This is a genomic window from Comamonas piscis (genome assembly GCF_014109725.1).
GTDB classification, from domain to species: domain Bacteria; phylum Pseudomonadota; class Gammaproteobacteria; order Burkholderiales; family Burkholderiaceae_C; genus Comamonas; species Comamonas piscis.
In genome coordinates, this window is the sequence record NZ_CP058554.1 from 707,654 (window position 1) to 734,128 (window position 26,475).

23 protein-coding genes are annotated in these 26,475 nt (G+C 64.5%); 19 read left to right on the forward strand and 4 right to left on the reverse strand.

Annotation, left to right across the window (positions count from 1 at the left end; all coding sequences use genetic code 11):
• Nucleotides 1-13 precede the first annotated feature (13 nt).
• The gene (locus tag HS961_RS03240) at nucleotides 14-586 is read left to right on the forward strand and encodes a TMEM165/GDT1 family protein (protein WP_182326351.1); all 573 of its coding nucleotides are present in this window, start codon (nucleotides 14-16) and stop codon (nucleotides 584-586) included.
• 97 nt (nucleotides 587-683) lie between these two features.
• Here HS961_RS03240 and putA read toward each other — a convergent pair whose 3' ends face one another.
• Nucleotides 684-4,547, reverse strand: a complete 3,864-nt coding sequence (gene putA, locus HS961_RS03245; protein ID WP_182326352.1) for a trifunctional transcriptional regulator/proline dehydrogenase/L-glutamate gamma-semialdehyde dehydrogenase — start codon at nucleotides 4,545-4,547, stop codon at nucleotides 684-686.
• Between the two features lie 104 nt (nucleotides 4,548-4,651).
• On the opposite strand from putA, the gene HS961_RS03250 reads away from it, so the two are divergent.
• The 8 genes from HS961_RS03250 (at nucleotide 4,652) to HS961_RS03285 (ending at nucleotide 13,476) form a co-directional block, all read left to right on the forward strand.
• Nucleotides 4,652-5,143: an Lrp/AsnC ligand binding domain-containing protein gene (locus HS961_RS03250; protein ID WP_182326353.1), complete on the forward strand. Its 492-nt coding sequence runs from the start codon at nucleotides 4,652-4,654 to the stop codon at nucleotides 5,141-5,143.
• A gap of 151 nt (nucleotides 5,144-5,294) precedes the next feature.
• Complete coding sequence (gene metX, locus HS961_RS03255; protein ID WP_182326354.1) at nucleotides 5,295-6,452, forward strand: homoserine O-succinyltransferase MetX; 1,158 nt, start codon at nucleotides 5,295-5,297, stop codon at nucleotides 6,450-6,452.
• Nucleotides 6,449-7,036, forward strand: coding sequence for a methionine biosynthesis protein MetW (gene metW / locus HS961_RS03260; RefSeq protein ID WP_182326355.1), 588 nt, complete (start codon nucleotides 6,449-6,451; stop codon nucleotides 7,034-7,036). Before metX ends, metW begins: the two co-directional genes overlap by 4 nt.
• A 147-nt stretch (nucleotides 7,037-7,183) precedes the next feature.
• A complete protein-coding gene (locus tag HS961_RS03265; RefSeq protein WP_182326356.1) occupies nucleotides 7,184-8,656 on the forward strand; it encodes a M20 family metallopeptidase in 1,473 nt (490 codons plus the stop codon).
• A gap of 87 nt (nucleotides 8,657-8,743) precedes the next feature.
• Nucleotides 8,744-9,106: a Rieske (2Fe-2S) protein gene (locus tag HS961_RS03270; RefSeq protein WP_182326357.1), complete on the forward strand. Its 363-nt coding sequence runs from the start codon at nucleotides 8,744-8,746 to the stop codon at nucleotides 9,104-9,106.
• 116 nt (nucleotides 9,107-9,222) lie between these two features.
• Nucleotides 9,223-9,624, forward strand: coding sequence for a YkgJ family cysteine cluster protein (locus tag HS961_RS03275; RefSeq protein WP_182326358.1), 402 nt, complete (start codon nucleotides 9,223-9,225; stop codon nucleotides 9,622-9,624).
• A gap of 167 nt (nucleotides 9,625-9,791) precedes the next feature.
• Nucleotides 9,792-11,765 (forward strand): tetratricopeptide repeat protein, encoded by a 1,974-nt coding sequence (locus HS961_RS03280; RefSeq protein WP_182326359.1) that lies wholly within the window; start codon nucleotides 9,792-9,794, stop codon nucleotides 11,763-11,765.
• Between the two features lies 1 nt (nucleotide 11,766).
• Complete coding sequence (locus HS961_RS03285) at nucleotides 11,767-13,476, forward strand: glycosyltransferase (RefSeq protein WP_182326360.1); 1,710 nt, start codon at nucleotides 11,767-11,769, stop codon at nucleotides 13,474-13,476.
• A gap of 7 nt (nucleotides 13,477-13,483) precedes the next feature.
• On the opposite strand, the gene HS961_RS03290 is transcribed toward HS961_RS03285, so the two are convergent.
• Both HS961_RS03290 and HS961_RS03295 read right to left on the reverse strand, forming a co-directional pair.
• Nucleotides 13,484-14,785 carry a hypothetical protein gene (locus tag HS961_RS03290; RefSeq protein WP_182326361.1) on the reverse strand — a complete coding sequence of 434 codons (1,302 nt, stop codon included), beginning with the start codon at nucleotides 14,783-14,785 and terminating at the stop codon, nucleotides 13,484-13,486.
• Between the two features lie 87 nt (nucleotides 14,786-14,872).
• Nucleotides 14,873-15,775, reverse strand: coding sequence for a LysR family transcriptional regulator (locus tag HS961_RS03295; protein WP_182326362.1), 903 nt, complete (start codon nucleotides 15,773-15,775; stop codon nucleotides 14,873-14,875).
• An 80-nt stretch (nucleotides 15,776-15,855) separates the two neighbouring features.
• Here HS961_RS03295 and HS961_RS03300 point away from each other — a divergent pair, with 80 nt between their 5' ends.
• The 3 genes from HS961_RS03300 to HS961_RS03310 are packed head-to-tail and all read left to right on the forward strand — an operon-like array spanning nucleotide 15,856 to nucleotide 18,617.
• On the forward strand, nucleotides 15,856-17,241 hold the full coding sequence (locus tag HS961_RS03300) for an acyclic terpene utilization AtuA family protein (RefSeq protein ID WP_238347770.1): 1,386 nt from the start codon (nucleotides 15,856-15,858) through the stop codon (nucleotides 17,239-17,241).
• Entirely contained in the window at nucleotides 17,238-17,624 is a 387-nt protein-coding gene (locus tag HS961_RS03305; protein WP_182326363.1) for a hypothetical protein, read from the forward strand. Before HS961_RS03300 ends, HS961_RS03305 begins: the two co-directional genes overlap by 4 nt.
• Nucleotides 17,625-17,645: 21 nt before the next feature.
• Nucleotides 17,646-18,617, forward strand: a complete 972-nt coding sequence (locus tag HS961_RS03310) for a Bug family tripartite tricarboxylate transporter substrate binding protein (RefSeq protein ID WP_182326364.1) — start codon at nucleotides 17,646-17,648, stop codon at nucleotides 18,615-18,617.
• Nucleotides 18,618-18,651: 34 nt separating this feature from the next.
• On the opposite strand, the gene HS961_RS03315 is transcribed toward HS961_RS03310, so the two are convergent.
• Nucleotides 18,652-19,572, reverse strand: a complete 921-nt coding sequence (locus HS961_RS03315; protein ID WP_182326365.1) for a LysR substrate-binding domain-containing protein — start codon at nucleotides 19,570-19,572, stop codon at nucleotides 18,652-18,654.
• Between the two features lie 219 nt (nucleotides 19,573-19,791).
• Between HS961_RS03315 and HS961_RS03320 the strand changes: the two genes are divergently transcribed.
• The 7 genes from HS961_RS03320 (at nucleotide 19,792) to HS961_RS03350 (ending at nucleotide 26,475) form a co-directional block, all read left to right on the forward strand.
• The gene (locus tag HS961_RS03320) at nucleotides 19,792-20,826 is read left to right on the forward strand and encodes an ABC transporter substrate-binding protein (RefSeq protein WP_182326366.1); all 1,035 of its coding nucleotides are present in this window, start codon (nucleotides 19,792-19,794) and stop codon (nucleotides 20,824-20,826) included.
• Nucleotides 20,827-20,892: 66 nt separating this feature from the next.
• Entirely contained in the window at nucleotides 20,893-21,945 is a 1,053-nt protein-coding gene (locus HS961_RS03325; RefSeq protein WP_182326367.1) for an ABC transporter ATP-binding protein, read from the forward strand.
• Between the two features lie 25 nt (nucleotides 21,946-21,970).
• Nucleotides 21,971-22,801, forward strand: coding sequence for an ABC transporter permease (locus HS961_RS03330; RefSeq protein WP_182328101.1), 831 nt, complete (start codon nucleotides 21,971-21,973; stop codon nucleotides 22,799-22,801).
• A 3-nt stretch (nucleotides 22,802-22,804) separates the two neighbouring features.
• Nucleotides 22,805-23,599 (forward strand): ABC transporter permease, encoded by a 795-nt coding sequence (locus tag HS961_RS03335; RefSeq protein WP_182326368.1) that lies wholly within the window; start codon nucleotides 22,805-22,807, stop codon nucleotides 23,597-23,599.
• A gap of 12 nt (nucleotides 23,600-23,611) precedes the next feature.
• Nucleotides 23,612-24,754: an NAD(P)/FAD-dependent oxidoreductase gene (locus tag HS961_RS03340; RefSeq protein WP_182326369.1), complete on the forward strand. Its 1,143-nt coding sequence runs from the start codon at nucleotides 23,612-23,614 to the stop codon at nucleotides 24,752-24,754.
• Complete coding sequence (locus tag HS961_RS03345) at nucleotides 24,744-25,085, forward strand: (2Fe-2S)-binding protein (protein ID WP_238347771.1); 342 nt, start codon at nucleotides 24,744-24,746, stop codon at nucleotides 25,083-25,085. Before HS961_RS03340 ends, HS961_RS03345 begins: the two co-directional genes overlap by 11 nt.
• Nucleotides 25,078-26,475 (forward strand): NAD(P)/FAD-dependent oxidoreductase, encoded by a 1,398-nt coding sequence (locus HS961_RS03350; RefSeq protein ID WP_182326370.1) that lies wholly within the window; start codon nucleotides 25,078-25,080, stop codon nucleotides 26,473-26,475. Before HS961_RS03345 ends, HS961_RS03350 begins: the two co-directional genes overlap by 8 nt.

A 26,475-nucleotide genomic window follows, 5' to 3' on the forward strand; every position in this document is an offset into this window, starting at 1 on the left:
AACGATCCCCATCATGGAAGCCTTTCTCCTCTCAACCGCTGTTGTCGCCCTTGCAGAAATGGGCGACAAGACACAGTTGCTCTCGCTCGTCCTCGCTGCCAAATACCGCAAACCCTGGCCCATTGTCTTGGGCATCTTTGTCTCCACCCTCGTCAACCATGCGCTGGCGGGCGCCGTTGGTGCCTGGGTCACCACCGTGCTCGGCCCCGATGTGCTGCGCTGGATTCTGGGTGTGTCCTTTATCTTGATGGCCGGCTGGATGCTGATCCCCGACAAGATCGATGAAGACGAGGCCGGCAAGAGCAGCGGCCGCTGGGGCGTGTTCGGCACCACCCTGGTGCTGTTCTTCCTGGCCGAGATGGGCGACAAAACCCAGCTGGCCACCGTGGGCCTGGCTGCCAAATACCCCGCCTCTTATTACTGGGTAGTCGCCGGCACCACCATCGGCATGATGCTGGCCAACGCCCCCGTGGTCTGGTTTGGCGACAAGATCACCAAGAAGCTGCCGATCCGCTGGATCCACCGGGTCTGCGCGGTGATCTTCCTGGTGCTGGGGGTTGCTGCACTGTTCACGACGATGGATTGATACCGATAGCGCTACGGTACAAAAACAAATGCAAAAAGGGCTGGGGGTCTTGCGATCTCCAGCCCTTTCTTTATGGGGCGCCGCCCCATCCCCAGCTTTAATCCAAAGTCATCAAGCTGGCATTGCCCCCAGCCGCTGCCGTGTTGATGCTGATGGCATGCTCGGCCAGCAGGCGGAACAGCGGCAGGCTGCCGTCTGGGGCCTGGGCGGTCATCGGCACGATGGCGCCCGCACGGTCGACGAGGCTGTTGCCAGCAGCTTGCCAGCCGCTGGCCGCGTCGATGACCAGGGCATCAAAGGCTTCGGTCTGCAAGAAGGCCTGGCCGCTGTGGCTGGACAGTTGCACTGAAGCACGCACGGAGGCGGGCAGCTGGGCGAGCAGGCTGGTGTGGGCGCTGCCTGCGGGCCAGACGGCGGTGGCGCCCACGGCTAGCACGGCAGCCAGCTGCGCCAGCAGCAGGGTGTTGCTGCTGGCCACACAGGCCACACGCTCGCGGCCGCTCAGCACATACAGGTTGCGCTCGCCGGTGGGGCCGGGCAGCTCGGCCGCAAAGCCGTTGCCGGTATGGGCGGCATAGCGCTGGCACAGGGCTGCCAGGTCGCCTTGGCCTTGCTGGCTGGCCCAGCTTTGCAGGGCATCCAAAGCGGGGGCGGGTGCAGCATCGGCCTGCTCCAGGCCATGGGCGTTGCTGCGCTGGCCGGAAGCGGGTGCAGGGGCTTGGCTGCCTGCCATGCGGGGCAGGTGGGCCAGCGCATCCACCGTGGCCGTGGCGGGCATGCGGCTCAGCAGGCGCAGCATGTACAGCGGGCCACCGGCCTTGGGGCCCGTGCCCGACAGGCCTTCGCCACCAAAGGGCTGCACGCCGACGACGGCGCCGACGATGTTGCGGTTCACATAGATATTGCCGGCATGCGCGGTGTTGACCACCTGGTGGATGGTTTCATCAATGCGGGTGTGCAGGCCCAGGGTGAGCGCGTAGCCGGTGGCATTGATGTCGGCCAGCAGCTGGGGCAGGTTCTCGCGGCGGTAGCGCAGCACATGCAGCACCGGGCCGAAGACCTCGCGCTTCAGCTCGGACAGCTGGCGAATGGCGATCACCGTGGGCGGCACAAAGGTGCCTGGCGCGCTGGCGCCGCCATTTTGCCAGACCTGGTGGCCGGCAGCCTGCATGCGGGCAATGTGCTGGTCGATAACGCCCTTGGCCTCGGCATCGATGACGGGGCCGACATCGGTCTTGAGCTGGCAGGGGTTGCTAACATTAAGCTCCTGCATCGCGCCGCGCAGCATGTGCAGCAGGCGGTCGGCGGCTTCCTCTTGCACGCAGAGCACGCGCAGCGCCGAGCAGCGCTGGCCGGCGGAGTCAAAGGCTGAGGACAGCACATCCACCACCACCTGCTCGGCCAGCGCGGACGAATCCACGATCATCGCGTTCTGGCCACCGGTCTCGGCCACCAGGGTGACGGGCTGGCCTTGGGCATCGAGGCGCTGGGCCAGGGTTTTTTGCAGAATGCGGGCCACCTCGGTCGAGCCGGTGAACATGACGGCTTGCACCCGGCTGTCAGCCACCAGGCGGGCGCCGACGGTCTCACCGGTGCCCGGCAGCAGCTGCAGCACATCGCGCGGCACGCCGGCCTGCCACAGCGCCTGCACGGCAGCGGCGGCGATCAGCGGGGTTTGCTCGGCCGGCTTGGCCAACACGGTGTTGCCCGCAGCCAGTGCAGCGGCAATCTGGCCGCTGAAGATGGCCAGCGGGAAGTTCCAGGGGCTGATGCAAACCACCGGGCCCAGTGCCTGGTAGTCCGCCTCGCCCCAGCTGCGCACCTGGGCAGCGTAAAAGCGCAGAAAGTCGACCGCCTCGCGCACTTCGGCAATGGCGTTGGAGCAGGTCTTTCCGGCCTCGCGCACCAGCACGCCCATCAAGGTGGGCATATGGGCTTCGAGCAAGTCGCCAGCCTTAGCAAGGCAGTCGGCGCGTTCGGCGGCCGGGGTGGCCTGCCAGCGGGCAGCGGCGGCTTGGGCCGCAGCCAGCGCAAACTCCACCTGCTCGGTCGATGCGAGGGTGACGGTACCCACCTGGTCGCGGTGGTCGGCGGGGTTGAGCACGGGCTCGCTCGGCTGGGTGGATGCGGGGGCGCCATCGGCCAGCATCGGCTGGGCATGCCAGGCCATTTGCGCGCTGGCCTGCAGGTCTTGCTGCAGCGCGCGCAGGCGGTCGTCGTTCGACAGATCCAGCCCGGCCGAATTGCTGCGGCTTGCGCCATACAGCGCGCGCGGTTGGGCAATATGCGGGTTGGGCAGGCCCAGCTGGCCTTCGCTTTGCGCCCATTGCTGGACGGTGGTGACAGGGTTCTCCACCAGTTTGGCCAGGGGGATGTCCTGGTCGGCGATGCGGTTCACAAAGCTGGTGTTGGCGCCGTTCTCCAGCAGGCGACGCACCAGGTAGGCCAGCAGGGTTTCATGCGTGCCCACGGGCGCATAGATGCGGCAGGGGCGGCCCAGCTTTTCGCTGGCGTTGCGGCCCACTACCTGCTCATACAGCGGCTCGCCCATGCCGTGCAGGCACTGGAACTCGTACTGGCCGGGCTGGTAGGTTGCCGGGTCAGCCAGGTGGTAGATGGTGGCCAGCGTGTGGGCGTTGTGGGTGGCGAACTGCGGGTACACCGCATCGGGCGCGGCCAGCAGCTGGCGGGCGCAGGCCACATAGGACACATCGGTATAGGCCTTGCGGGTGTAGACGGGATAGCCGTCGAGGCCATCGACCTGGGCGCGCTTGATCTCGCTGTCCCAGTAAGCGCCTTTGACCAGGCGCACCATCAGCCGGTGCTGGCTGCGGCGGGCCAGATCGATGATGTAGGCCAGCACATGGGGGCAGCGCTTTTGGTAGGCCTGCACCACAAAGCCAATGCCGGCAAAGCCTGCCAGTTCGGGCGCAAAGCAGAGCTTTTCCAGCAGGTCCAGTGACAGCTCCAGGCGGTCGGCTTCTTCGGCATCGATATTGAGGCCGATGTTGTAGCCCTTGGCCAGCACGGCCAGTTGCAGCACCACCGGATACAGCTCGGCCATCACGCGGTCGTACTGCGCGCGGCTGTAGCGCGGGTGCAGGGCCGACAGCTTGATCGAGATGCCCGGGCCTTCATACACGCCCCGGCCATTGCTGGCCTTGCCAATCGCATGGATGGCGTTTTCGTAATCGCGCAGGTAGCGCTGGGCGTCATCGCTGGTCATCGCCGCTTCGCCCAGCATGTCGTAGGAGTAGCGGAAGCCCTTGGCCTCCAGGCGCTCGGCATTGTGCAGCGCCTCGCCAATCGTCTCGCCGGTGACGAACTGCTCGCCCATCATGCGCATGGCCATGTCCACACCCTTGCGGATCAGCGGCTCGCCACCGCGCCCGATCAGGCGGGTCAGCGACTGGCCCAGCGAGCCCTCGCTGTGCGTGGCTACCAGCTTGCCGGTCAGCACCAGGCCCCAGGCGGCGGCGTTGACGAACATCGATGGGCTCTTGCCCACATGGGCCTTCCACTGGCCGTGGGCAACCTTGTCGCGGATCAGCACATCGCGGGTGGCCGTGTCGGGGATGCGCAGCAGCGCTTCGGCCAGGCACATCAAGGCTATGCCTTCTTGCGAGGACAGCGCAAACTCCTGCAGCAGGCCTTGCACCAGGCCGGCACGGCCGCTGTCGGCCTTGCGCTCGCGCAGTGCGCGGGCCAACTGCAGTGCCAAGGCATCGCCTGCCTGGCTGATGGCAGCCGGTGGTGTGGCCTGCGGAAGCAGGGCGGCTACAGCTTCGGTCTCTGGCTGGCGGTAGGCGGCGGTGATGGCCGCTCGCAAGGCCGTGGCCGGCTGCAGTGCCGATACCAGCTCATTAAAAACAGGAGCAATTGCGCCAGATCGGCTGCCGTCTGCGGCTGAAAATGGCGAGGTAGTGGAGGGCTGGTTGTCAACAACGGCGTTGGCAGTCATGGCGGGCTCGTGTTCCGAGTAGATAGTGAATGCCGCCAGTGTGATCGGTTGTGGTTTGAATTTCTCTCCATAATGTGTGCCATTCGTAGTGAAAAATTCTGCCCATGACCGCCATTATTGCCCCGCCGGAAGACCTGGACCGCATCGATCTGCGCATTCTGGCCGTGCTGCAGCGCGATGGCCGCATCTCCAACCTGAAGCTGGCCGAGGCGGTGTCGCTGTCGGCCACAGCGGTGCTGGCCCGCGTGCAGCGCCTCACCAAGGAGGGCTATATCACCGGCTACGAGGCGCGGCTCAACCCGCAAAAGCTGGGCGCGGCGATGCTGGTCTTTATCGAGGTGCTGCTCGACCGCACCACGCCCAATGTGTTTGACGAGTTCAAGGCGGCTGTGCAGGTGCGGCCCGAGATCATGGAGTGCCATATGGTCGCTGGCGGCTTTGACTACTTGGTCAAGATCCGCGTGGCCGACATGAACCATTACCGCCACTTTGCCGGTGAGGTGTTGTGGCAGCTGCCCGGCGTGCGCGAGACCCGCACCTATGCGGTGATGGAAGAGGTCAAAAGCTCCAACCGGCTGTACCTGGGCGGCAGTTGAGGCTCGGCGTTCTGCGCTGATTTGCAGTACACTGATATTTCACGGCGCCGATTTGCTTCAGCTTGCGGGCGCTTTATAAATTCAGCTAAAGACTCGGTAGGCGACTGCATTCCATCGACCCGGCCTCGTTTTTAGCGTTGCCGGGTTTTTTATGTCATTCGTTGCAACACCCCAGTCCATGCATTTCCCGGAGGCGCTCCCTCTGCAAAGCGGCGCCTCCATCCGCGACTATGACCTGGCCTACGAGACCTACGGCCAGCTCAACGCCGACCGCTCCAACGCCATCCTCGTCTGCCACGCGCTCAATGCCTCGCACCATGTGGCCGGCTATTACGAAGGCCAGGCCAAGAGCGAGGGCTGGTGGGACAACATGATCGGCCCGGGCAAGCCGGTCGATACCAACCAGTTCTTTGTCATTGGCGTCAACAACCTGGGCTCCTGCTTTGGCTCGACCGGGCCCATGCACATGAACCCGGACGGCGGACATGTCTATGGCGCTGATTTCCCAGTGGTGACGGTGGAAGACTGGGTCGATGCCCAGGCGCTGCTGCTGGACCGGCTCGGCATCACCCAACTGGCCGCCGTACTGGGCGGCAGCCTGGGCGGCATGCAGGCGCTGTCCTGGACCTTGCAGTACCCCGACCGCATGCGCCACGCCGTGGTGGTGGCCAGCGCGCCCTGTCTGTCGGCCGAGAACATTGCCTTCAACGAGGTGGCGCGCCGCGCCATCGTGACCGACCCGGACTTCCATGGCGGGCACTTCTACCGCGAGGGTGTGATCCCCAAGCGCGGCTTGCGCATTGCTCGCATGATCGGCCACATCACCTACCTGAGCGACGATGTGATGAACCAGAAGTTCGGCCGCCAGCTGCGCGAAGGCCTGGACCTGAAATACAGCACCCAGGATGTGGAGTTCCAGATCGAAAGCTATCTGCGCTACCAGGGTGACAAGTTCAGCGACTACTTCGACGCCAACACCTATTTGCTGATCACCCGCGCGCTGGACTACTTTGACCCGGCCAAGCCCTTTGGTGGTGACCTGACCCAGGCGCTGGCGGGCGCCAAGGCGCGCTTCATGCTGGTGAGCTTCAGCACCGACTGGCGCTTTTCGCCGGCGCGCAGCCGCGAGATCGTCAAGGCCTTGCTCGACAACCGCCGCACCGTCAGCTACGCCGAGATCGATGCGCCCCACGGGCATGACGCGTTTTTGCTCGACGATGCCCGCTACATGGGTGTGATGCGTTCCTATTTTGACAACATGGCCCGCGAGTTGACCGCCGGCCAGACCAGCGCCCAGGAGGCGGTATGACCGAAGCTTCTTCCACCTTCCAGGCCATTGCCAACCTGGTGCCCGAGGGCGCCCGCGTGCTCGACCTGGGTTGCGGCGATGGCAGCCTGCTGGCCTACTTGCAGCGCGAGCGCCAGTGCAGCGGCTACGGCATCGAGTTTGACGACAGCAATGTGCTGGCCTGCGTGCGCCGGGGCGTGAACGTGCTGCAGCTGAATCTGGAAGACGGCCTGGCCATCTTCGAGGACAACAGCTTTGATGTGGTGCTGCAGATCGACACCTTGCAGCATCTGCGCAATGCCGAGGTGATGCTGCGCGAGACGGCGCGCATTGGCAAGCAGGGCGTGGTCGCCTTCCCCAACTTTGCCCACTGGCCCAACCGCCTGTCCATCCTGCAAGGCCGCATGCCGGTGACCAAGCGCCTGCCCTACCAGTGGTATGACACGCCCAATATCCGCGTTGGTACCTACAAGGATTTTGAGGTGCTGGCGCTCAAGAACAAGCTGCGTATTCTGGACAGCTTTGGCCTGCAGGGTGGCGAGGTGCGGCGCTGGCTGCCCAATGCCCGCGCGGGCACGGCGGTGTTCCACTTCGAGCACGCCTGAGGCTTGGGTGTGGATTTGCCCGGCGGGGCCCTGTGCTGGATGACGGCAGCAGGGCTTTGCCCCAGGCGATAGCCGGCTGGCGGCTGCGCTGGTACGCTTGGGGTTGCGGCTGCCCTTTTCGTGGCAGCACCACCAGGAGATTCACCCATGAACGCCCGCCTAGACGCCGCCCATCTGCAAGCCGATGCCGCCCTGAGCCACATCAGCGACCAATGGGACCGCGATATTCTTCGCCAGCTGACCGACTACATTGCCATCCCCGCCAAGTCGCCGGGCTTTGATGGCAACTGGGAGCAGCATGGTTTTATCGACACGGTGGTGCGCAATGCCGCGACCTGGATCGAGGCGCAGAAGGTCGAGGGGCTGACTCTGGAAGTGGTGCGTGTGCCGGGCCGCACGCCGGTGCTGTTCTTTGAGGTGCCCGCCACCCAGGCGCAGAGCACGCAGACCGTGCTGATGTACGGCCATTTGGACAAACAACCCGAGTTCTCGGGCTGGCGCAATGACCTGGGCCCCTGGACCCCCAAATACGAAGACGGCAAGCTCTATGGCCGGGGCGGCGCCGATGACGGCTATGCCACCTACGCCAGCGTGGCGGCCATCCAAGAGCTCAAACGCCAGAATGTGCCGCACCCACGCATCGTCGGCCTGATCGAGACCTGCGAGGAAAGCGGTTCGGGCGATCTGCCGGTCTATATCGACATGCTCAAGCCCCGCCTGGGCGATGTGGGCCTGGTCATTTGCCTCGATAGCGGCGCTGGCAACTACGACCAGTTGTGGCTGACCACCAGCCTGCGCGGCATGGTCGCAGGGACCTTGAAGGTCGAGATCCTCACCGAGGGTGTGCACTCGGGCGATGCCTCGGGCGTCGTGCCCTCGTCGTTCCGCATCATGCGCCAGGTGCTGGACCGCCTGGAAGACAGCAAGAGCGGCCGCCTGCTGCCAGAGAGCTTCCACTGCGCGGTACCGGCAGAGCGCCTGGCCCAGGCGCAGGCGACGGCCGGCATTCTGGGCGACGAGCTGTACAAGCGCTTCCCCTGGGCGCATTTTGATTGCAATGGCTCCAGCCTGTTTGCGCTGCCCACCACCACCGACCCTACGCAAGCGCTGCTCAAGCGCACCTGGGAGCCGACCTTGTCCGTCACCGGCGCCGAGGGCCTGCCCGCGCTGCAGGATGCCGGCAATGTGCTGCGCCCCTACACCGCCTTCAAATTGAGCCTGCGCCTGCCCCCGCTGGTGGATGCGGCGCAGTGCATGCAAGAGCTCAAGACCTTGCTGGAAGACAATGCGCCCTACCAGGCCAAGGTGACCTGGGAAGGTGCCAATGGCGCCAACGGCTGGAATGCACCCAACACCAGCGACTGGTTCCTGAACGCGCTCAACCAATCGAGCCGCTCGCACTTTGGTGCCGACTGCGGCTTTATCGGCCAGGGTGGCTCCATCCCGCTGATGGGCATGCTCAGTGCCGGCTTCCCCAAGGCGCAGATGATGGTTTGCGGCGTGCTGGGCCCCAAGAGCAATGCGCACGGGCCCAATGAGTTCCTGCATGTGCCCTATGCCAAGAAGCTGACCGCTGCTGTGGCGCAGGTGATTGCCAGCATGCCGACTACCGCAGCCTGAGCAGGCTAGGCCCCCGGCAGCCGCCGCGTGCAGATGCGCACGCGGCGGCTGCCTTTTCTTTTTGACGATAACGATAACGCGCCCGCCATGACCGAGCCCAGCACCCCCACGATCTTGTTTGACGGCACGGAACCCCTGGGTGCCAGCGCCGACCTGCAGGACAACGGCAAGCCCTTTTTCTTTCAGCTGCCCAATGGCCAGAAGGCCTTTGTGATCCGCTGGCAGGGCCAGCTGCATGGCTGGATCAACGAGTGCCAACACGCCAGCGTGGCGATGGATTTTGATGGCGACATTCTGGAGAGCGGCCGCCAGTTCATCCTCTGCCCCTACCACGGCGCCATCTACCAGCCCGACACTGGCAAATGCGTTGGCGGCCCCTGCCGGGGCTCCAGCCTGGATGCGGTGGCGGTGGAAGAGCGCGATGGCGCCGTGTGGCTGAAGCAGGGCTGAGCGCTTGCCGGTTCGCCATGCCCAAGCGTGCGCCCCAGACATCGCTTTGGCGCGATACTGGCGGGCTTGAAAAATAAGCGGCCACTTCTGCCAGGCCGTTTGCGCAGCGCCCCGCCATGAAATCCCCCATCCGAATCGTTGATGTTGACCGCCTGGAGACCTGGACCAAGTACAAGGCCGGGCTCTGCGACAGCTGCGCCGCCAATTGCTGCACCATGCCGCTGGAGGTGCAGCTGCCCGACCTGGTGCGCCTGGGCCTGGTCGATGCCTTCGAGGTGGACAACATAGCGCACAAGCTGATCGCCAAGCGCCTGCTCAAGGCCCGGCTGATCGACCATTACAACCCCAAGCACAATATCTTCACGATGGCGCGTCGCGCCGGTGGCGATTGCCAGTTTCTCGACCCGGTGGCCCGGCGCTGCACTGTGTATGACAAACGGCCGGAGACCTGCCGTCTGCATCCCAAAAAAGGGCCTAAACCGGGGTTTTGTGCTTACGGGCACAAAGATTTGCAATAAATATTGCAAATGATTTTCGAGGTGGCGGAGGCTGAATCGGCAGCTCCGTGCAAATACCGCTTCTGGAGCAGTGACATAGTCCTCTAGAATGTTTTGCGCACCTGCAGCAGGTGTTTCCTTGGTCTGTGTTCCTGCATGGCTGAGGCATTTTCTCTGCCATAAAGCCGATGCACAAATCAAAAATCTTCTGGACGCTGGGACTGCTGGCCATGCTGGCGGCTGTATGCACTATTTACGGCCTGGGGCTGCATAACAGCCTGGTGTTTGACGATGGGCGGCTCTCGGATGGCACCATTTTTGGTCGCTATGGCAGCCTGCTTGAACCCAAGGTACGCATGCTGTCCTATGGCAGCTTTGTCTGGATCCAGTCTTTGGCCGGAGACAGTATCGCGCTGCAGCGTGCGTTTAATATATTGTTACATATAGCCAACTGCTATGCCATTTGGCTTTTGGTGACAGAGTTATTCAAACACACTGAGTTTTCTGAAGAGGCGCGCGCGGAGCCGGGTTTTGATACGAATATCCGCATCTCCATTTTTGCCGCTGTCTCGTTGTTTGCGGTGCATCCGGTGGGCGTTTATGCCGTGGGTTATCTTGTCCAGCGCAGCATGCTGATGATGACCCTGTTTTCGGCGCTGGCCTGCTGGGCGTATATCCGGGCTTTGTCGGGTGCGGGGCTGCAGTGGGCGGCGCTGGCCGTGGTTTTCCTGCTTTGCGCGCTGATGAGCAAAGAGCATGCGGTGGTACTGCCGGCGCTGGCCTTGCCGCTCTATGTGTTTGTCAAACGGCCTACGTGGAAAAGGCTGCTGACCATTGCTGCAGCGATTGTGCTGCTCATCGGCGTGTTTACCGCGCTGCTGTGGACGCAGCTGGGCGCCTTTGTCGGCGCGGTTGCCACCGATGACACCTCCTGGGCCTATGTGCGCCAGCTGGAGCAACTCCACCCCGGTATCAGCTCGTCGATCTATCCGCTGAGCCTGCTCAACCAGGGCAAGCTGTTCTTTGAATACGGCCTGCTGTGGTTCCTGCCCAATGTGCAATGGATGGCGCTGGACCTGCGCCCGGTCTTCCCGCTGGGCTTTGGCAGCCTGCCCCATCTGCTGGGTGGCTTGGGCTATCTGGCGCTGGTGATCGGCAGCGCAGTTTTGCTGCTGCGCCGGCGCGATGCCTGGGGCCTCGTTGGCCTGGTGCTGCTGTGCACGGCGCTGCTGTTCAGCACCGAGTTTGTCACCAGCTGGCTGCAAGACCCCTTTGTGCTCTACCGCAGCTATATCTGGGCGATGCTGTTGCCCGCCCTGCTGGCGCTGGTGCTGCTGCTGTTCCCGCGCAAGCTGATGGTGGCGATCGCCTGCGCGGCCGGCCTGGTGCTGACGGGCCTGGCCGCAGAGCGCAGCCTGAGCCTGAAGACGCCCTACACCGCCTGGAGCGATGCGGCCCAGAAGGTGGATGCGCAAGCCCCGTTCAATGCCTTTGGCCGCTGGCGCCCCTTTATCAACCGGGGCGCCTACCTGTTGGAGAACCTGAGCTATGAACAGGCACTGCAGGACTTTGAAACAGCCATTGCGCTGCAGGAGCCACAGGGCTCGGCCCAGTTCAACCGGGGCATGGCGTTGGAGCTGCTCAAGCGCTACCCCGAGGCCTTGGCCGCATTCGACAGCGCCCAAAAGCAGGGCTTTGACAATGCCGCACTGGCCTACCACCAGGCCACGGCCTACAAGCTGATGCAGCAGATGGAACCCGCCTTCCAGAGCTATGCCAAGGCATTGAAGCTGCAGCCCGAAGAAGCGCTGGTATCCAAGATCCTGCTGGAGCAGGCCGAGGTCGCCATCCCTGCGGGCCACTACGACGTCGCCATTGCCAACTACCAGCGGCTGCTGAAAAAGGCCCCGGACAACACCCGCCTGGAGGTGGGCCTGGGCATTGCGCTGATCGGCAAGCAGGACTTTGCGCAGGCCTTGCAGATCTTTGATGCCTCGCTGGCGCGCCGGCCCAATCCGCCCGCTTACTACGGCAAGGCCCTGGTGTACCGTGCCAAGGGCGACCGGGCCCAGGCCATCCACAACCTGCAGCGCGCCAGTGCGATGGACCCGGCCAACCCGGTCTACCGGCAACTGCTGCAGCAACTGCAGCGCGGGCAATAAGATGCTGCGCGAATGGCTGGGCCGGCCCAAGGCGCCTTCACTGCAAGCCCGGGTGGCTGCTGCGCCGCTGCGCGTGCTGCATGTGGGCAAGTTCTACCCGCCGTACCGGGGCGGCATGGAGTCGTTTCTGGCCGATCTGATCGAGCAACAGCGCGCCAGCGGTATCGACGCCTATGCCGTGGTGCATGGCGATCCGCTGCCCGATGACCCGCCCTGGCTGATCCGCGTGCCGGTGCAGATCACCTTGGTGTTCGCGCCGATTGCGCTGGGTTTTCCGCTGGCGCTGCACCGCGCCATCCGCGCTTTCCAACCCGATGTGCTGCATTTGCACATGCCTAACAATGCCGCGTTCTGGGCCTTGTTGATGCCGGCCGCGCGCCGGGTGGCCTGGGTGACGCACTGGCACTCGGATGTGCTGATCTCCAAATGGGACAGCCTGCTGCAGCTTTGCTACCAGGTCTACAAACCGTTTGAGACCAAGCTGCTGCGACAAAGCGCAGCCATTCTGGCCACCTCTCCCCCCTATATGGCTGCCAGCATTCCGCTGCAGCGCTGGTTGTTCAAGACCTTGGCCATTCCGCTGGGCTTGAAGCCGCTGGACCAGTCGGCCCTGGTGCAGGCCCAGACCGAGGGCCCGCAGCTGCAGCTGTGGGGCGATGCGCGGCTGCGTGTGCTGTCGGTCGGCCGGCTGACTTACTACAAAGGCTTTGACACCCTTATTTCGGCGGTCGCAGGCTTTGCCGATGTGCAGCTGCTCATTGCCGGCGAAGGCGAGCAGCGCAAGGATCTGGAGGCACTGATCGCCCGGGAGCGCAGCCAGCAGGGCTGCGCCAACGTCCAACTGCTCGGCCAGGTGAGCGAGGCGCAAAAGCATGCGCTATTCAACAGCTGCGACATCTTTGCGCTGGCCTCGCGCGAGCGCACCGAGGCCTTTGGCCTGGTGCTGATCGAGGCCATGCAGCATGGCAAGCCCTGCATTGCTTCCGACCTGGACGGCTCGGGCATGTCCTGGGTGGTGGGGCAGTCGGGCAGCGGCCAGTGCTATGCGCCTGACCAGGTGCAGGCCTGGAAAGAGGCGATCCGCCAGGCGCTGGCCGCCAAGGCCCAGCTGGCCGAGCGCGGCCTGGCCGCGCAGCAGGCGGCCGATGCCTATTTCAGCATCAGCCAGTGTGAGCGGCGCATTGCCGAGGTCTATGACAGCATCCAGCCTGCGACCGAGTCGCTGCCGATAGCGCCCCAGGCCAATACCCCGGCCAGGCCCTTGCAGGTGGCCGTGCTGCAGCAGCCTGCCCAATGGCCGCAACTGCAGCAGTGGCAGGCAGATCACCCGGAGAGCCTGCTGCTCTGCGTCGATGCCAGTGGCCAGCGCGATCCCGATCCGCAGGCCCAGCGCGGTCTGGCCCAGGTATCGCTCCGGGACCTGGACTGGCCCGATGTGATTGCGCTGATCCAGCGGCTGGCGGAGGAGCAGACGCTGAGCGCTTTGTCGATCTGTTCTGCGGCTGATCTGCTGGGGCAGAAGGGGCTGGAGGTACCTGTGCTGCAACCACAGGGCCGGTGGCAGCGCTGGCTGGCACGGCGCGGCATCCGCCACCTGCAGCTGGGGCGGGCGGCGCTGGTGCTGCAAGGCGATGAGCTGGCCGCCTGGGCCCGCGCACAGCATGCCAGCTGGGGCAGGCATCTGTTCATGCGCAGCGCAGCGCAGCCCTGAGACCCGATCAGCAGCCCAGCAGCAGCGGGGGCCGTACCACACAGACCAAGCTGGCCGCCGTGCCTGCTGCCAGCAGGGCGTTACGGCGCAGGCCTGGCCAGTGGCGGCTCAGCTGCTCCACACCGATGGCGGCGGGAACAGCGGCAAAAAAGATGCCGTAGTTGAGCACGCGCAAGAACCAGTTGGTATGCAGCAGCCACCAGGAGACGGTGACGGATAGCAGGCCCAGCAGCGCAAAGCCCAGCAGCGCCCAGACGAGAAAACGGGTCATCACCGGGTCGATGCGGCTGGGGTGCAGGCCCATCAACCAACGCCCCGCTCCGATGAGGAAAAACGCCGCGAACATCAGATTGCCCGATTGGAAAACCGCAAAGCGCAGCCAGGAGCCTTCATAGGGGTCCCAGGCTTCGGGCGGCAGCAGATAGGCCTGCACGGCCAGGACGGCGATGGCAGCGCTGCCCAGCGCCCAGGCCGTGCTGCGCCGGTGGCGCAGCAGCAAAGCGGCGATGGCCGCCGGCCACTGAAAGGCCTGGCGCCAGAAGCCTTGCGTGGCCCAGAGCAGCAGCAGCCCCAGCAGCGCAGCCAGCGACAGCACCGTCACCGAGTCGGCCAGCCCCAGCGGCCAGTGCTGCAGATGGGCCTGGGCCAGGTCCTGCAGCATCGCGGCATAGGGGCCATCGGGCCAGCCGTAGACGGCGAGGCTCGCCGCGAGCGACAGGACCACCAGCAGGTGGCGGCGGCTCCAGCGGCGCTGCGTGATGCTGTCCGCTGCGACCAGAAAGCAGCAGAGAAAGACCAGCACCGCATGGCTCAGGATATGGGTGAAGGCCACACAGGGCAAGGCCACAAAGAAGGCCAGGCCACCGCGCTGCTGCAGCCAGCGCCAGACCGAGATGCTGCCCAGAAACACCGCCAGCTGCCCCCATTGCTGCGGGCGCGCCTCCAGCAAAGGCGCCCAGAAATAGCTCGACAGCGCCAAGGTGGCAAACAGCGGCAGCAGCCGGGTGAGGCCCAGCCGGGCATAGCCCCAGCCCAGGCCGCAGACCACGACAAACACGCCGGCCACACCCAGCCAGGGCATCACCTGGGCGGGGCTGAAGGCCGTGTACCAGGCGGTCTGGCGCAGCAGGTCGACAAAGGCCGGGCCGGACACCGGCCAGTCCACCCCCCGATCCAGCTGGCGGGCGATTTGGATCCAGGCGGATTCGTCATTGGCGCAGATGGGGTAGTCCAGCAAGATGCGCAGCGCGCAGGCCAGTAGTGCTGACCAGCCGCCCCAGGCAAGGAGCGCCGCTACGCGCGGGCGCAATGGCGGCCAGGGGTCAAGCGCCTGTGGGCTGGCCCAGGGCGGCGGGGAGGGGATAGGCAGGGGGCATCTCCAGCAATTTCTATAAGCTCATAAATCCATTCTTGCAAAGACCGGTCGTTGCCGTTGCATCAATTCGTACAGCGCCTGGGCCAGCAAGGACAGGCTGGGCTCGCGCCTGCGCACCATGTAGATCTGGCGGTCCATACCGGGCAGATGCAGCGGCCGGGTGACCAGGCCTGGCTGTACAAAGTGAAACAAAGTCAAGGCCGGCACCACGCTGATACCCATGCCCGCCTTGACCAGGCCCATCACGGTGGCGAGCTGCTCCACCTCCACCAGGGTCTGCATGCTCTGGGGAAAGAAGGCGGCATCCAGGTACTGGCGCACGCTGCTGTGCCGGGCCAGGTGCACAAAGGGCCAGGCCGCCAGGTCGGCCAGCTGCACCTCGTCCAGCGCGGCCAGCGGGTGGTCGGCCGGGCAGACCAGGTGAAAGCTATCGCTGCAAAAGGGCTCTGCCCGCAGGTCGGGCGTATCGGCGCGGATGGCGGCCAGCGCAAAGTCGGCATCGCCATTGGCCACCGCCGCAATGCAGGGCTCGGACAGCACATCGAACACCTGCAGCTGCACACCCGGGTGCTGCCCCGCAAACTGGCGCAGCACCGGCGGCAGCCAGCCCGCAGCCAGCGACGGCAATAAGGCCACGCTCACCCGGCCCTGGGCCAGCTGGGCGGTATCGCGCATGGCTTTCTCGCAGGCCGCAAATTCGGCCGCGATGCGCTGGGCGGACAGCAGAAACTGCTCGCCCTCGGGCGTCAGCAGCACATGCCGGGTGCTGCGCTCGAACAGGCGCAGGCCCACGGTCGTCTCCAAACTGCGGATCAGCGCGCTGAAAGCCGGTTGCGACAGGTGGCAGAGGCTGGCTGCGCGGGTGAAGTTCTTCTGGCTGGCCAGCGCCAGAAAGGCCTGGATATCGCGGGCGGAGAGATTCATTTGTATTGCGGATTAATTAATCTCAATTATCGATTTCACAACATAGAGCCTATTTTCTATAGTGGTCTGCAGGAGATGCTATGCAGACAGACAAGACACCGCCCGCACCGATGCTGATTGGCTGCGCGGCTGGTTTTTCAGGGGACCGGGTGGATGCGGCAGGGCCGGTGGTGCAGGCACTGGTGGCTTTGCAGCAGCCGGCGTTTTTGATATTTGAAACCCTGGCCGAGCGGACGCTGGCGCTGGCCCAGCTGGCCCGGCGCGATGACCCCGAGGCCGGCTACGAGCCCCTGTTGCTGGAGCTGCTGCGCCCGGTGCTGGCCGATTGTTTGGCCCACCGTATCCGCATCGTCAGCAATTTTGGTGCCGCCAACCCGCAGGGCGCCGCCCGCGCCATTGCCGCACTGGCCCGCAGCCTGGGCCTGCGCGCGCCCCGCATTGCCGTGGTGCAGGGCGATGACCTGAGCGGCCCGGCCCACCGGCCCATGCTGGCGCAGGCCTTAGGGGACCAGATGCCCGACCAGCCCCTCGTCAGCGCCAATGCCTATATTGGCGCGCGGCCGATTGCCGAGGCCTTGCAGGCGGGCGCCGATATCGTGGTCTGCGGCCGCGTGGCCGACCCCTCACTGGTGCTGGGCCCGGCGATGGCGCATTTTGGCTGGGCCTGGGACGACTGGGACCGCCTGGCCCGAGCGACGATGGCCGGCCACTTGCTGGAATGCGGCACCCAGGTCAGCGGCGGCTATTTTGCCGACCCCGGCTACAAGGAGGTGCCAGGCATGGACCAGCTGGGCTACCCGATTGCCGAGATCGACGACAGCGGCAACTGCAGCATCTTCAAGCCCGAGGGCACCGGCGGCTGCATCACGCCAGCCACCGTCAAAGAACAGCTGCTCTACGAGATACACGACCCCCGCTGCTACCTGACCCCCGATGTGGTGGCCGACATCAGCCAGGCCCAGGTGCTGGCCGAGGGCGAGAACCGCGTGCGGCTGGAGGGCGTTATCGGTCATCCGCGCCCGGCCAGCCTCAAGGTCAACACCTGCTATGCCTCGGGCTGGTTTGCCGAGGCGGAGATCTCTTACGCCGGGCCGCGCGCGGCCGAGCGTGCGCGGCTGGCGGCGCAGACCGTTGCCCAGCGGCTGCAGGGCATTGCGCCGATCCGCACCGACCTGATTGGCGTCACCAGCGTCTGGGGCAATGATGCCAGCGATTGGCTGGCGGGCGCCGACCTGTCTACCGCATCGCCAGATGTGCGCCTGCGCATGGCCTGGCAGCATGCCGACAAGGCCACTGCTGCCCGCCTGCCGCGCGAGGTGAATGCGCTGTACTGCTGCGGGCCGGCAGGGGGCGGAGGCGTGCGCAGCCATATGCGCCAGCGCCTGGGCATGGTCTCTTGCCTGGTGCCCCAGCCGTTGATTGCGACCGGCTTTGTCTGGGCTGCGCAAGAGGAGGCCACCGCATGAACGACCACATCACCGTCCCGCTCTACCGCCTGGCCCATGGGCGCACCGGCGACAAGGGCAACCGCTCCAACATCAGCGTGATCGCCTGGCACCCCGCGCTCTGGGATGCCATCTGTGCACAAGTCACCGAGGCCGCCGTTGCCGCACTGTTTGCCGACCGCCAGCCCCGCCAGGTGCAGCGCTATCTGCTGCCCCAGCTGCAGGCGATGAACCTGGTGCTCGACGAGGTGCTGGACGGCGGCGTCAACGACGCACTGAACCTCGACAGCCATGGCAAGACCCTGTGCTTTCGCGTGCTGAAAATGCCGATCGTGCTGCCGGCGCATTTGCAGGCCCATCTGGTCGGGCTGGACGATGCTGCCCTGCCAGCCACCACTGAATAAGAAACCAACCGGAGACAAAAGATGAAATTTTCCACCCGCCGCCACCTGCTGGCCTGTGCCACGGCCCTGGCCATCAGCCCGCTGGCCTTTGCGCAAGCGAGCTTCCCATCCAAGCCCATCACCTTTGTCGTGCCCTTTGCGGCCGGCAGCGCCACCGACCAGCTGGCGCGGGCGCTGGGCCAGGCGGTGACCGAGCAGACGCACCAGCCGGTCATCGTCGAGAACAAGGCCGGTGCCAGCGGCATGATTGCGGCACAAGCGGTGGCCAAGGCCCCGGCCGATGGCTACACGGTGCTGATCACCACCAACACCACGCATGCGGCCAATATCCACCTGTACCGCAAGCTGTCGTATGACCCGGTCAAGGATTTCACGCCCATCACCGGCCTGGGCAAGGGTGGCCAGGTGCTGGTGGTGCCGGCCAATGCGCCTTACCAGTCGGTGGGCGATCTGCTGGCCTATGCCAAGGCCAACCCGGGCAAGCTCAGCTTTGGCAGCGGCAGCTCGTCCAGCCGGGTCGCTGGCGAGATGCTCAAGCAGCTGGCCAATGTGGATATCTTGCATGTCCCCTACAAAAGCAACCCCTTGGCCATCACCGACCTGCTGGGCGGCCAGATCAACCTGATGATCACCGACGTCTCTACTGGTGTGCCACAGATCAAGGCCGGCAAGCTGCGCGCGCTGGGCTATTCCACGCAAAAGCGCAGCGCCCAGCTGCCCGATGTGCCGACCATTGCCGAGGCCGGTGTGAAGGGCTATGACATGGGCTACTGGTTTGCCGCCTATGCGCCGGCCAATGTGCCCGCTGCCGTCAGCGCCAAGCTCAACCAGCTGCTGGGCCAGGCGGTGGGCAGCGCGGCTGCCAAGTCCTTCTTCGAGATGTCGGGTTCTGAGCCCTGGACCACCAGCCAATCTGAGCTGGCGCAGTTTCAGGCCACCGAGACCACGAAGTGGGGCCAGGTGATCAAGGCGGCAGGGATCACGCCGGAGTAAGCAAGCCCACCAGCGCTGACTGCCCAAACGCCTTTTAAAGGATCCAGCGTTTGGGCAGCATGCGTTTGATTTCTGCCTTGGCCAAGTCGATGAAGGGCTTGAGCACCAGGGTGGATTCATGGCGGTTGGAAACCACCATCGAGTACTCGCAGGGGACGGCGGGCTCGAACAGCACAAACTTTACATCGGGCCCGTGGTAGCTGCAGGCGGTCAGCGGGTCGATGATCGCCAGCCCGGCGCCGGCCTCGACCAGCTTGATGGCGGCGTACGAGATCTGGGTCTCGATGTTCACGCGGCGCTGCACGCGGTTGACCAAAAACAGGCTGTCGAGCTTGGTGCGGGTCTCCATCATGGTGGGCAGCGACACCAAAGGCTCATCGACAAAGTCAACGGGCGACAGGCTGCTTCTGCGCGCCAGTGGGTGGCCGGCGGGCACGGCGACGACCAGCTTGCCGATCACCAAGGTCTCCAGCCCCTTGAAGCGGGTGTGGTCGGGCGAGAGCATCACAAAGCCGATATCGCAGCGCTCGGCCTGCACCATGTCCAGCGCGGCCGGCGAGGCCTGCATGTGCAAGGTGACCAGGGTCTCAGGGAACTGGGCGCTGAACTTGGCAATGGCGCTGGGCAGGAACGAGGTCGCCATCGCGGGCGCGGCCGTCACCTCCAGCCGCTGCAGACGCCGAAAGCGCACATTCTCGGAGATGTTGCGGATGCGCTCGATGCCCATCAAGGCCTGGTGTACGTCTTCCAGCAACAAGGTCGCTGCCGACGTGGGCTGCAGCCGGCTTTTGACCCGCTCGAACAGCGGCATGCCGATGCGCGCTTCGAATTCGGCAATCAGCCGGGTCACCACCGGCTGGGTCACCTCCAGCGACTGGGCCGCTGCCGTGACCGAGCGGCGCAGCATCAGCGCGCGAAACGCCTCCAGATGGCGCAGTGTGATCTTCTTATCCATGTTGTAAAGACATGAGTTGATGGCCTAATGCAATCGAATAGTCTACAAAATTACTAATTTCACAGTTATTTCAATGGCTTATCGATTGAGAAATTTCCATCCCATAAAGGCATTGAAGCAGGCATTCACCAATTCTATTTTGCGCTCAGATGCCTATCATTGGGAACCAGACAGATTCAATTTCACTTTAGCCCCACCCACTTTCTGGAGGTAATTTCGATGACCGCATCCCGTCTGGCTCTCTCCCTGGCTGCAGCCTTTGCTGCCACCGCTGGCATCGCCCATGCTGAAGACATTTATGTCGGTGGCTATGGCGGCTCGACCGAGACCGCTTTCAAGCAAAAGATCATTCCGGCCTATGAGAAGCTGACGGGCAACAAGGTCATCTATGTGCCGGGCAACTCCACCGACACCTTGGCCAAGCTCCAGGCAGAAAAGAACAACCCGCAATACGACGTCGCGCTGATGGACGACGGCCCCATGGAGCAGGCCGTGCAGTTTGGCTTCTGCGGCGATATCGAGGCCGCACCGGTCTACAACGACCTCTACCCGATGGCCAAGTCGGCGGGCAACAAGTCGCTGAACCTGGGCGTCATTGCCACCGGTCTGTTCTATAACGAAGAAGCCTTCAAGAAGGCCGGCTGGGCCGCTCCCACCTCGTGGAACGACCTCAAGGACAAGAAGTTCAAGAGCAAGACCGTGATCCCGCCGATCAACAACGGCTACGGTCTGCAGACCTTGCTGATGTTTGCCGAGATGAACGGCGGCGGTGCCAACAACATCGACCCTGGCTTCCAGGCGCTGATCAAGGATGTGGGCCCGAACGTGCTGGCCTGGGAACCCTCGCCCGGCAAGATGACCGAGCTGTTCCAGAACGGCGATGCCGTCATCGGCGTCTGGGGCAGCGGCCGCGTCAAGGCACTGGCCGATACCGGTTTCCCGGTGAAGTTTGTCTACCCCAAGGAAGGTGCGTTTGCGCTGTTCACCTCCGTTTGCCCAGTTGCCAAAAAGCAGCCTAAGGCTGGCGCGCAGAAGTTTGTGCAGTTCCTCTACACCCCCGAGTCGCAAACCGCGCTGGCCGAGACCCAGGCATGGGGCCCCATGAACAGCAAGGTCAAGCTCGACGAGAAGGTCGCCAAGCAAGTGCCTTATGGCCCGGAACAGATCGCCCAGTTGAAGACCGTGGATTACAAGATCGTCAACGTCAAGCGCTCGGAGTGGACCAACCGCTGGAACCGTACGGTAGAACGTTAATCCGCCAGCAGCCCTACACAGGCCTGCCGCGCCGCCCCACGTGGGCTGCAGGCCCCGGAGTTTCACATGAGTTTTCTACGTATCGAGGGCCTCGCCAAGAGGTTCGGGGATTTTGTTGCCGTCAAGGACTTCAACCTGGAAGTCCATCGCGGTGAGTTCGTGTCCTTGCTCGGCCCTTCGGGCTGCGGCAAGACAACCACCTTGCAGATGATTGCCGGCTTTCTGGACCCGAGCCAAGGCCGCATCGTGCTGGACGGCAAGGACATCACCCAGCTGCGCCCCGAGCAGCGCGGTATGGGGGTGGTGTTCCAGAGCTATGCGCTCTTCCCCCACATGACGGTGGAGCAGAACATTTCCTTTGGCCTGGAGATGCGCAAGCTCAGCCGCGACGTGGTGCAAAAGCGCATCCAGGATGCCATCGCCCTGGTTCGCCTGCATGGCCTCGGTGCCCGTTACCCGCGTGAACTCTCCGGCGGCCAGCGCCAGCGCGTGGCCATTGCCCGTGCATTGGCGATCCAGCCCGAGGTGCTGCTGCTCGATGAACCCATGTCCAACCTGGACGCCAAGCTGCGCCAGGAAATGCACGTCGAGATGCGCGCCATCCAGCGCCAGCTGGGCATCACCACCATCTTGGTGACGCACGACCAGGTGGAAGCGATGACGATGAGCGACCGCATTGCGGTGATGCACAACGGCCAGATCGCCCAGGTCGATTCGCCCCAGCAGATCTACGACAAGCCGACCTGCGACTTTGCCTCGGTGTTCCTGGGCAAGACCAACCGCTTCGAAGGCCAGGCCCAAAGCCGTGAGTCCGTGAAGATTGGCGACATGGTGCTCGGCGCGCCCAGCCCGGTGGACAGCGGCCCGGTGGTGGTCTACCTGCGTCCCGAGCGCATTGCAGTAGGTGCGGCGGGCGACGGCGGCCTGCCCGGCACCATCAAGACCTTGCTGTTCCTGGGCAGCCAGTGGGTGGTGAATGTCAGCACCGCGCTGGGCGACATCCACATCAGCCTGCCCAATGCACGCCGCGCTGCGCTGCATGAGGGCGCCGAGGTGAGCCTGAACTGGGCCCCCGACGATGTGCGCGTGCTGACCCAGCAGGAGGCCAGCCGTGGATAGCAAGAACCGCTGGAAACCCTGGCTCATGTCGGGCCCCGGGCTGCTGGTCTTTGTGACCATGCTGCTGGCGCCTTTGGCACTGACCGCCATCCTGTCGCTGAATGTCTTCAATGGCATGGAAGGCATCCAGAACGTCTATTCGCTGAAGAACTACCTGGAGATTTTCAGCGACAGCTACTACCTGGAAATTTTTGGCCGCACCGCGCTGATGTCGGCCATCGTCACCGTGCTCTGCGTGGTGCTGGGCGTGCCCGAGACGATCATCATCTCCCGCATGCGCGGCCGCTGGCGCGGTGTGTTTCTGCTGATCATCCTGGCGCCGCTGCTGATCTCGGTGGTGGTGCGTACCCTGGGCTGGTCCATTCTGATGGGCAACAACGGCCTTATCAACAAGGGGCTGATGCTGTTCAACATCATCGACGAGCCGCTGCGCCTGGCCTTCACGATGACCGGCGTGACCATCGCCATGGTGCATGTGATGGTGCCCTTCATGGTGATCTCCGTCTGGGCCTCGCTGCAAAAGCTCGATCCCCAGGTTGAGAACGCCGGCCTGTCGTTGGGTGCCAGCCAGCGCACCGTGTTCCGCCGTGTGGTGCTGCCCCAGCTGCTGCCGGGCATTCTCTCGGGCAGCATCATCGTGTTTGCGCTGTCGGCATCGGCCTTTGCCACACCGGCACTGCTGGGTGGGCGCCGCTTGAAGGTGGTGGCCACCGCCGCCTATGACGAGTTCCTCAACACCCTGAACTGGCCGCTCGGCGCTGCCATTGCCGTGGTACTGCTGGTGGCCAACATCATCATCATCGTGGGCTGCAATCGCTGGATAGAGCGCCGCTTCAAATCCGTCTTCGAGGGTTGAGCCATGCAAAAAAACAGTCCTCTCGCGCTGGTCTATCACGCGCTGTTCATCACCTTCATCCTGGCGCCGCTGGCCGTGGTGGTGGCGGTGGCCTTTACCGACAAAGGCTTTATCTCCTTCCCCACCGATGGCCTGTCGCTGCGCTGGTTCCGCGCCATTCTGGACGCCACCGAGATCAAGTCGGCCTTCTGGTTCTCGGCCAAGCTGGGCCTGGCTGCTGCGTCGATTGCGATTGCGCTGGCGGTGCCGGCCGCGCTGGCCATCACCCGCTACCGCTTTGCCGGCCGCGAGGTGCTGATGGCCTTCTTCATGTCGCCGCTGATGATTCCCCACGTCGTGCTGGGCGCTGCCTTCCTACGCTTTTTCAACATCGCCGGGCTGTCGGGTTCGTTCTTCTGGTTGATGTTCACCCACGTGATCTGCATCATGCCCTATGCCTTGCGCATGGTGCTGTCGGCCGCTACCGGCATGAACCGCGAGATCGAGCATGCCGGCCTGTCGCTGGGCGCCTCACGCGGCACCGTCTTTATGCGCATCACCGTGCCCATGCTGATGGCCGGTATCGCTGGCGGCTGGATGCTGTCCTTTATCCAGAGCTTTGATGAGCTGACGATGACGGTTTTTGTGGCCACCCCTGGCACGATGACCCTGCCGGTCGCCATGTACAACCACATCGCCCAGACCATCGACCCACTGGTGACCTCGGTCTCCACCGTGTTGATCGTCGGCACCCTGGTGCTGATGGTCATCCTGGACAAGCTGGTCGGCCTGGAGAAGGTTTTGATTGGCAAAGGTTGAGAGAGAAAAAAAATGAATAACAACACACATAGCAGCGATGTCATCGTGATTGGGGGAGGCTTGGTCGGCAGTTCCGTGGCTTACGGGCTGCTGCGCCAGGGCCTGTCGGTCACGATCCTCGATGGTGCGGACGACACCATCCGCCCCTCACGCGGCAACTTCGGCCTGGTCTGGGTGCAGGGCAAGGGCTATGGCATGGCGGACTACGCCCGCTGGAGCTTTGGCTCCGCCCGCCAGTGGCCTGCGCTGCGCGATGAGCTGCAGGCGCAGACCGGCATCGATGTCGAGCTGATGCAGCCCGGCGGCCTGCACATCTGCCTGAGCGAAGAAGAACTGGCCCAGCGCGTGGCCAAGCTGCAGTGGCTGGAGACCGAAGTGGGCGACCCCGCCTACCGCGCAACCGTGCTGAGCCGCGACGAGGCCGCCGAGTACCTGCCAGGCCTGGGCCCCGAGGTGGTGGGCGCCACCCATTCGATGATGGACGGCCACTGCAACCCCTTGAAGCTGCTGCGCGCGCTCTACAGCGCCAATATCGCCAAAGGCGCCAGCATCCACAACCGCATGCAGGTCGATGCGATCCGCAAGGAAGGCGGCATCTTCCACGTCAGCGCCGGCGGGCGTGCCTGGCAGGCGCCGCGCATCGTGATTGCCGCCGGCCATGCCACGCAACAGCTGTCGGCCATGGTTGGCATGTTTGTGCCGGTGCGGCCCAACAAGGGCCAGGTGTTCATCACCGAGCGGGTGCAGCCGTTTTTGCCGCACCCCACCAACTATGTGCGCCAGACCGATGAGGGCACGGTGCAGATCGGCGACTCGATGCAGGAGCTGGGCTTTGACGACATGGTGCGCGTGCCGGAGAACGCCAAGATTGCGGCGCGTGCCGTCAAGTGCTTCCCGCTGCTGGCCAACGCCCGCGTGGTGCGCACCTGGGCGGCGCTGCGGGTGATGTCGCCCGATGGCTTTCCGATGTACCAGGAGTCCGAGAGCCATCCCGGCGCCTTTGCGGTGACCTGCCACAGCGGCGTCACCCTGGCGGCCCAGCACGTCTATTGCATAGCCCCCTGGGTGGCTAACGGCCTGCGCCCAGCCGCTATCGATGCATTCCCGGCGACCCGATTTACGCCAGAAACGGAAGTGAAACCTTATGGCATCTAAAGCCCTTTTCAAATACCTCCCTGGCCACAGCGCCGGGGCCTCGGCCATGGTGTCGGTGCTGGTCAATGGCGCCGTGGTGCCCATGTCGTCCGCCAGCAGCCTGGCGGCCGGCCTGTTGGCCGCCGGCATTACTGCGGTGCGTGTCTCCCCCGTGGGCCAGGGCGCGCGCGCGCCTTACTGCATGATGGGCGTGTGCTTTGAGTGCATGGTCGACGTCAATGGCCGGCCCAACCAGCAGGCCTGCCTGATCACCCCGAAAGACGGCATGGAAGTGACCACCATGCAAGCGGCGCCCAGCCTGCTGGACGCGCAGGAGGCCAAGCATGTCTAATCCCGCCATCCCTTTGAACGATGCGCCCAGCCAGGTGCGTGACCTGGTCGTCATTGGCGCAGGCCCGGCCGGTATGGCCGCAGCCCTGGCGGCCAAGCGGCGCGGCCTGGATGTGCTGCTGCTCGACGAGCAACCCAAGGTGGGCGGCCAGATCTACCGCAGCATCACCGAGACCGATGCCCAGCGCGAGCGCATCCTCGGCGCGGACTATGTCTACGGCAAATCGCTGGCCGAGCAGATCCGCGCCAGCGGCCTCGCCCACTGGGCGGGTGCCTCGGTCTGGCAGATCGACCCCGACAAGACCGTGCATGTGCTGCGCAACGACCGCACCACCCGCATTGAGACCAAGTCGCTGGTGATTGCCACCGGCGCGATGGAGCGGCCCTTCCCCGTGCCGGGCTGGACCCTCCCCGGTGTGATGACCGCCGGCGCCGGCCAGATCCTGCTGAAGAACGCCGCCGTCGTGCCCCAGGTGCCGGTGGTGCTGGCGGGCTGCGGCCCCTTGCTCTATTTGCTGGCGGCGCAGTACCTGCGTGCGGGCGTTGAGATCCGCGCCGTGCTCGACACCTCTGCCGGCACCGACTGGCGTCTGGCGATCAGCCATGCCACGTCCTTGCTGGCCGGTTGGGGCTATGTGCGCAAGGGCCTGGGCCTGCTGCGCGAGATCAAGTCGGCTGGCATTCCCTTCTTCAAGGATGTGGGCGGCTTGCGCATCGATGGCGAAGACGCGGTGCGGCAGGTCAGCTTTAGCAGTGCGGGCCGCGCCCAGCAGATCGACTGTGAACTGGTGATGCTGCACCAGGGCGTGGTGCCCAATACCCAGGTGTCCTGGTCCTTGCGGGCCGAGCACCAGTGGGACGATGAACAGCTGTGCTGGGTGCCTGTGCTGGATAGCTGGGGCCAGACCAGCTTGCCGGGCATCTATATCGCTGGTGACGGCGCCGGCATTGGCGGTGCGCTGGTGGCCGAGATGCAGGGTGCGCTGGCCGGCATCGGCGTGGCCAACAGCCTGGGTTTTGGCGCGAGCGAAGACGGTGCGCAGCAGCGCGCCCAGATCGCGCAGCACCTGCGTATCCGTCCCTTCCTGAACCAGCAGTACCGGCCCAAGGACGAGTTCCGTATTCCGGCCGATGACGTAGTGGTGTGTCGTTGCGAAGAGGTGACCGCAGGCGCCATCCGTGAGCAGGTGCAGCTGGGCTGCGTGGGCCCGAACCAGACCAAGTCCTTCAGCCGCTGTGGCATGGGCCCCTGCCAGGGCCGCCAATGCGGTTTGACGGTGACCGAGATCATCGCCAAGGAGGCCAAGCTGCCGCCGCAGGACGTCGGCTACTACCGCATCCGTCCGCCGCTCAAATCGCTGTCGCTGGCCCAGTTGGCCGCAGGCGTGTGA

Excerpts from the sequence above, each read along its gene's own strand:
- HS961_RS03270 (WP_182326357.1), top strand. The coding sequence starts at position 8,744 with ATGACCGAGCCCAGCACCCCCACGATCTTGTTTGACGGCACGGAACCC.
- metW (WP_182326355.1), top strand. The coding sequence starts at position 6,449 with ATGACCGAAGCTTCTTCCACCTTCCAGGCCATTGCCAACCTGGTGCCC.
- HS961_RS03240 (WP_182326351.1), top strand. The coding sequence starts at position 14 with ATGGAAGCCTTTCTCCTCTCAACCGCTGTTGTCGCCCTTGCAGAAATG.
- HS961_RS03300 (WP_238347770.1), top strand. The coding sequence starts at position 15,856 with ATGCAGACAGACAAGACACCGCCCGCACCGATGCTGATTGGCTGCGCG.
- HS961_RS03250 (WP_182326353.1), top strand. The coding sequence starts at position 4,652 with ATGACCGCCATTATTGCCCCGCCGGAAGACCTGGACCGCATCGATCTG.
- putA (WP_182326352.1), bottom strand. The coding sequence starts at position 4,547 with ATGACTGCCAACGCCGTTGTTGACAACCAGCCCTCCACTACCTCGCCA.
- HS961_RS03320 (WP_182326366.1), top strand. The coding sequence starts at position 19,792 with ATGACCGCATCCCGTCTGGCTCTCTCCCTGGCTGCAGCCTTTGCTGCC.
- HS961_RS03295 (WP_182326362.1), bottom strand. The coding sequence starts at position 15,775 with ATGAATCTCTCCGCCCGCGATATCCAGGCCTTTCTGGCGCTGGCCAGC.
- HS961_RS03310 (WP_182326364.1), top strand. The coding sequence starts at position 17,646 with ATGAAATTTTCCACCCGCCGCCACCTGCTGGCCTGTGCCACGGCCCTG.
- HS961_RS03280 (WP_182326359.1), top strand. The coding sequence starts at position 9,792 with ATGCACAAATCAAAAATCTTCTGGACGCTGGGACTGCTGGCCATGCTG.
- HS961_RS03325 (WP_182326367.1), top strand. The coding sequence starts at position 20,893 with ATGAGTTTTCTACGTATCGAGGGCCTCGCCAAGAGGTTCGGGGATTTT.
- HS961_RS03345 (WP_238347771.1), top strand. The coding sequence starts at position 24,744 with ATGGCATCTAAAGCCCTTTTCAAATACCTCCCTGGCCACAGCGCCGGG.
- HS961_RS03305 (WP_182326363.1), top strand. The coding sequence starts at position 17,238 with ATGAACGACCACATCACCGTCCCGCTCTACCGCCTGGCCCATGGGCGC.
- HS961_RS03275 (WP_182326358.1), top strand. The coding sequence starts at position 9,223 with ATGAAATCCCCCATCCGAATCGTTGATGTTGACCGCCTGGAGACCTGG.
- HS961_RS03330 (WP_182328101.1), top strand. The coding sequence starts at position 21,971 with ATGTCGGGCCCCGGGCTGCTGGTCTTTGTGACCATGCTGCTGGCGCCT.
- metX (WP_182326354.1), top strand. The coding sequence starts at position 5,295 with ATGTCATTCGTTGCAACACCCCAGTCCATGCATTTCCCGGAGGCGCTC.
- HS961_RS03265 (WP_182326356.1), top strand. The coding sequence starts at position 7,184 with ATGAACGCCCGCCTAGACGCCGCCCATCTGCAAGCCGATGCCGCCCTG.
- HS961_RS03350 (WP_182326370.1), top strand. The coding sequence starts at position 25,078 with ATGTCTAATCCCGCCATCCCTTTGAACGATGCGCCCAGCCAGGTGCGT.
- HS961_RS03285 (WP_182326360.1), top strand. The coding sequence starts at position 11,767 with ATGCTGCGCGAATGGCTGGGCCGGCCCAAGGCGCCTTCACTGCAAGCC.
- HS961_RS03340 (WP_182326369.1), top strand. The coding sequence starts at position 23,612 with ATGAATAACAACACACATAGCAGCGATGTCATCGTGATTGGGGGAGGC.
- HS961_RS03335 (WP_182326368.1), top strand. The coding sequence starts at position 22,805 with ATGCAAAAAAACAGTCCTCTCGCGCTGGTCTATCACGCGCTGTTCATC.
- HS961_RS03315 (WP_182326365.1), bottom strand. The coding sequence starts at position 19,572 with ATGGATAAGAAGATCACACTGCGCCATCTGGAGGCGTTTCGCGCGCTG.